General features: G+C 64.6%; 2 protein-coding genes and 2 pseudogenes. 3 read left to right on the top strand and 1 reads right to left on the bottom strand.

From position 1 onward, the window contains the following. Positions 1-125: 125 nt before the first annotated feature. Both BG22_RS10730 and BG22_RS10725 read left to right on the top strand, forming a co-directional pair. A pseudogene (locus tag BG22_RS10730) lies at positions 126-364 on the top strand (transposase); the annotation flags it as partial. Further along, positions 364-877 (top strand): annotated as a pseudogene (locus BG22_RS10725) (transposase). The pseudogenes BG22_RS10730 and BG22_RS10725, both read left to right, overlap by 1 nt. Before the next feature lie 76 nt (positions 878-953). Here the strand turns inward: BG22_RS10725 and BG22_RS10720 are convergent. Continuing rightward, positions 954-2321 (bottom strand): RNA-binding domain-containing protein, encoded by a 1368-nt coding sequence (locus BG22_RS10720; RefSeq protein ID WP_140495456.1) that lies wholly within the window; start codon positions 2319-2321, stop codon positions 954-956. Positions 2322-2505: 184 nt separating this feature from the next. Here BG22_RS10720 and BG22_RS10715 point away from each other — a divergent pair. Further along, positions 2506-3951: InlB B-repeat-containing protein (locus tag BG22_RS10715; RefSeq protein WP_181163499.1), on the top strand; the 1446-nt coding region annotated here is incomplete at its 3' end.

Raw genomic sequence — 3951 nt, 5'->3', positions numbered from 1 at the left:
ATCGTTGGATTGGAGTGATTCGGGTTCGATGACCGGAGGCATGGTTTCTCATGCGCGGGGACCTCGGGCGTTGTAATGACGGTGATTCCGGGAAGGACGTCATCGGCCTGATTCGGCAGGACGCGTACGACTACGAGACGAAGCTCGCGGCGGTGCGCGACCACGTGGAGCATGGCCTGACGAAGGCCGAGGTCATGGCCCGGTACGGGGTCTCGAGCGTCACGGCGTTCGAGCGCTGGTGCCGCGAGTACCGTGTGGGCGGCTTCTCGAGGAGGAGAACGCGTATCTGCGGGCGAGGGTCGCGTATCTGGGGAAAGCCCGCGCCCTGCCGGCGTCGGAGTCGCCAACCGGGAGCGGTCGGTGATCGTCTCGGCGCTGGCGGGGCTTGGACACCGGCTTGCGCATCTGCTGAGGGCGGCCGGGCTGGCGAGGAGCGCGTACTACCATCCTCTGTCCCGTCCCGTGTCGGTCACCCGGCCGGACATCGAGCCGATGGCCGCCGAGATCCTCCGCCGACCTCGCCCAGCAGCGGCGCCTGCTTGCCATGTTCGAAAGCCGTCTGCCCGGGGACGCGGAGCCGATCCTGCACTCGGACATGGGATGGCAGTACCGGCATGACTGGTGGCGGAGCAGGCTCGCGGAGCTGAACATACGCCGGTCCATGAGCAGGAAGGGCAACTGCATCGGCAACGCCGCCACCGAGCAGGTGTTCGGCCACCTCAAGGACGAGCACTACACCGGACAGGAGTTCGCCTCCTACGAGGAATTCAAAGCCGGCCTGGACGCGTACATCACCCACTGGAACACCAGATGACGCCAGAAACGACTGAAGGGACACGCCCCGGAGGAATTCCGGCGCATGTTCCCCGCAGCCTGATCAGGTACCCTTAGTAAACCACGTCCAACAATCAGGGCGCAGTTCATTGTTCAGGGGCCTAATTCAACTTGACACGCTATTGAACGGGTCTGGCGTGGTACCGTGTGGCCCGTCCCGTCCCGCGTTTCTCCACGACGCCCTCCGCGGTCAGCGAGGACAGCAGCTTGCCGGCGCCGGAGCGCGCGAGCCCGGTCCTGTCCTGTAGCTCCGCGCGGGAGACTCCCTCCGGACGCGCGGCTAGGCCGAGCGCCATCCGACGATTCGAAAGCGGGGTGGAGGCCGGTTCCTCGGCGGGAGCGGCCGGCCTGCCGTCCCGCGGCCGGGCGCTGGGGTTGTGCGAGGGCAGTGTGAGCTTGAACGCGTTGTCGCTGACCTCGAACCCCGGCCGGACGGGGGCGTCCCGGTAGTCGTCGAGGATCTTGGGGATGCCCGTGCCGTACGCCTCGACCCAGCGCAGCCGGTACAGGATCGCCGCGAGACCGGGATTGCGCTGCAGGGACACGCCGAGCATCATATCGCCCCTGGTCATGCCGCGCGGCAGACCGCCGAAGTTCACCAGCTCCATCCGGTCGTCGAACACGCTCACCAGGGCCGGGCCGGTGAGCGAGTAGTCGCGGTGCACCACGAGATTGAGCAACGCCTCGCGCACCACCGCGGGACTGTAGTCGCGCCGGTCGTGCCGGCGTAGCGACCCGTCGAACGTGGAACGGGTCGAGTTGAACCGGTTGACGTACTCGGCCACCCCCTGGAACTGCGAGAACAGGGAGCCGGAGAACTCCTCGCGGCTGGTGAACGTGAGCTTGTCCGTCCCCTCGAACACCGCGGCCTTAATCGAGGCCGTGCACTGGTCCGACAGCAGCCACGCTAGATTCGTGTACAGGCCGTCGCTGTCGACCAGCCCCAGGGACCGTCTCTCCCCGTCGCCGAACGGGATCCCGGCCTCGTCGAACGCGCCGCCGGCGGCGTCGAACGTGAGCGACTGGTCCACGCTCGCGGCCCGCTCGAACGGCACTCGCGACGTGCCACGCAGCATCTCCAGAATCGCCGGCTCGGACGCGGGTATGGACCCCGCCCCCAGGCGAATGTACACGCCCGACGGACGAGGACCCCTGTCACGCAGATAGTACGGCCGGTCCGTGCCGGGCTTGACATCGACGATTACGACCGGCATGCCCGAACGCTCGCCGGAACGGATATCCACAAAACGGGCCAGATCCGGGCTGATCCCGCTGCTGATCGCCTGCATGGCCCGCAGCATGCACTCGTCCACGTCCCCCACACCCGCCGGCGTGCCATCGTCGTCGACCCCGATTACGATCCTGCCGCCGTCCGAGTTCGCGAACGCCACAACGGTCTTCTTCGCACTGTCGTTCCAATCCCGCTTGAACTCCAGACGCTGCCCCTCGCGCTCCATGGTCGCACCCCCCAGCGCAGCTTCTTCCATCTCCCACTTTTCTTCCACTTTCCTGCCACCTCCCGTTTTCTACCATTTTTCTACCACTGAGGGGAGAAAAGTAGGAGAAAACAGCAGTGGCAAGACACCCCGATACACCACAAACCGGCGACGGGCCGCATATCCGATTCACCTCCCGCCGTTTCCTGTGTCCCTAGAAGAAAGGTTCCTGACTATGACAGGAAACAACAAGGTTTGGCGCGCGCCGCTCGCCGGCCTCGCCTCGGTCGCGATGATCGCGACCATGGGCGTGGCCGCCAGCACCGCGAACGCGTTGGATTCTGACGCCGTCACCTCGGCGTTCGATACCGTGGGTAACGCCACGGTGAAGGTGTACAACGCCGATTACCCGTACAACGTGGATGGTGGTTCCACCGCTATTGATGATGCCATTAAGGCGTATGGCTACGAGGAGCCCATGATTTTCAGCGCCAAGTACGGTGAGTCTCTGGACGCCGATGACTTGGAAGCGGGAGCGCCTGGCGCCGGCATTGCGGATCATAAGGTTCTGGATTACCTGTCCTATGATCAGGCCGGCAAGAACAAGGCTACGGTTCCGTATGTGGTGACGGGCGACGTGAAGCTGTACGCGCATTACAAGGATTCCGTCACAGTGACCTTCGACACCAACGAGAACGGCTATGCCGACTCGAGCGACCCGAAGGTTCAGGTGGCCAAGGGCTCGAAACTGACCTACGCCGACTACGTCAAGGTGTTTGGTTTTGATGCCGTGGGCGCTCCGAACGAGCTGGCCGCTCCTGCCGGCCAGCAGTTCGCCGGTTGGACGCTGACCCCGTCCGCCTCCGGCAAGGGCACCAGCGACCTGTACAACGGCGCTGCGATCACCGCTAACACGGTCCTGTACCCGCGTTTCGACTCCGGCACGAACCTGGCCACGGTCCGCTTCCAGGAGCAGGGCAACCAGGGTAACGTCATCACCCGTTACACGCTGGTCGATTCCCCGTTCCAGGAGTTCCGCGCCCCGCTGGACTGGACGAAGTCCTTCTCCGATGCCGCGTTCGCGGGCTGGACCGTGGACGGTGCGAAGTACGACTTCACGACGCCGGTCAAGAACGTGCCGGGCAGCGCTCTGTCTGACGTGGATCTGAAGATTATCGCGTCCAAGTCCAACAGCCTGAAGAACGTGAAGGTCAAGTACATCTTCAACACGGGCGACGCGGATCTGCGCACGGCCGACGACTACACGACCACCACGGACCAGAAGGTCAAGGAGCCGGTCAACCCGGTCAAGGCCGGCTACGTGTTCACCGGCTGGTACACCGAGCCGACCGCCACTGGTGTCGTGAGCAACAAGTTCAACTTCGACACGGCCATCGATCAGCAGCCCGGTCTCCTGTCCAATGGCACCCTGACCCTGTACGCCGGCTGGAACAAGGTGAACGCCGCTAAGCTGGTGTTCAACCTCGGCTACACCGACTCCGACTTCCTCGACGCCGCGGGCAAGTCCGCAGCGCAGCAGGTGCTGTACGTGTACGCTGGCTCCAAGGTCGACCTGCCGGCCGGTCTGGAGGAATACTCCCAGACCGCGGCCCAGAAGGACGCTTTGAAGGGCGAGTTCACCGCGAAGACGCTGAAGGGCTGGTACGAGGGCAACGACCCG

The organism is Bifidobacterium sp. UTBIF-78 (assembly GCF_006408945.1).
Taxonomy (GTDB): domain Bacteria; phylum Actinomycetota; class Actinomycetes; order Actinomycetales; family Bifidobacteriaceae; genus Bifidobacterium; species Bifidobacterium myosotis.
The sequence above is the reverse complement of the archived record's forward strand: the minus strand, read 5'-3'. Positions and strand labels throughout refer to the sequence as shown.